The sequence below is a fragment of the Ruegeria sp. CE9 genome, from assembly GCF_056537425.1.
Genome location: NZ_JBQFRO010000079.1, coordinates 1 through 1,195, shown reverse-complemented (window position 1 = coordinate 1,195; position 1,195 = coordinate 1). Strand labels below are relative to the sequence as shown.

Sequence of the window (1,195 nt, the reverse complement as noted above, 5' to 3'; positions counted from 1 at the left end):
AACACCATGCCTAAATAGATCGGGTTGCGGCTATATTTGAACGGGCCAGATGTGATCAAAGCCTTTGGGGTATGGCGCGGTTCAATCGGTGTTTTGGCCCGATAGAAAAACCAAGCCGCCCATAAGATCACGGCGACCCCCACAGCGATGGTCAGACACCCGCCCACACGAAACACGGGGCCAAAGGCCATGATCAGGGGCAATTCTCGCGCCAAGATCCACGCCACCGCTGCGGCAAGGAACAGCCATATTGGTGGAATATCAAAATAGGCCCGTAACGCCCTCATAGCGTGATCTTTGGCCAATCGCGCGCAGGCGCAACATGCAGCCTTGTGCCCGGGTGCCGCAACTGACGCCACCCCATGACGATCTGCCCCCAAATCCGCCGCGCCCGAAACCCAAGCGCCGCCATGCCCGACACCGGCAAGCGCGGCTTTTCAACGGCATCAATCAAAGATCGGGTTTCAAGCGCCTGCGGCACCCCATATTGCGCGCAAATATCCAATTGCACCGCCAAAGCAGGCACAGCCTGATAGCTGCGCATCCCATATGTGGAGGAAATAATCGCATCCGATGGCCCACCCACACGCAGCGCGTGATCAAGCATTAGCTTTGCCCCCTTAGGATAGGCGATATAGGCCGCAGAACCCGTTCGATCCTGCCAGAGGCGCAGCATCGGGGCCGCAGAATGCAAGACGCGGCCCAAAACCTTTTTGCGACCGCGCGTCTCAAGCGAGATGTGATCGACATCGGTCAACCCAGCAACATCCGCGAGAAAGGCGGGCAAATCCGCAGCCAAGGTCGCGTCATCCTCTAAAATCAAATGCGGGACATCCGCCGCAATCACAGCGCGCCACGCGGCCATATGCGAAGCGCAAAGCGCCATTTCTGTCACCCGCAAGGGTCGCTGCCACCGATGCCATACAGGATCATCGGCAGGCGGGGTTAACGTGTCGGGGGTAATCGCCTCCATCCGCGCCCAGTCCAGACCGAAATAATCCATCTGCGCGGCCATAAAGGCCATACGATCCTTGGCCGTTGCCATATTGATGATCAACACCCTCATCGACCAAAATCCATTGCAGACAAATCCCCGTCAATCAGCGCCAAATATTGCGCCACAACGCGGGATTTGGTGAATTTCTCGGATAATTGCGCTTGGCCCGCTGTCACCAATTGCGCGGCCAAGTCTGGC

The 1,195-nt window shown here is 57.7% G+C and carries 2 protein-coding genes; both read right to left on the bottom strand.

Features of this window, described 5'->3' with window-relative positions; genetic code table 11:
- Window positions 1–287 (bottom strand): methyltransferase family protein (locus tag ACR0B3_RS24150; protein ID WP_480811258.1); only part of this gene is annotated, 287 nt, incomplete at its 3' end.
- Window positions 284–1,066 (bottom strand): glycosyltransferase family 25 protein, encoded by a 783-nt coding sequence (locus ACR0B3_RS24145; RefSeq protein ID WP_340299137.1) that lies wholly within the window; start codon window positions 1,064–1,066, stop codon window positions 284–286. The genes ACR0B3_RS24150 and ACR0B3_RS24145, both read right to left, overlap by 4 nt.
- Window positions 1,067–1,195: the final 129 nt, after the last annotated feature.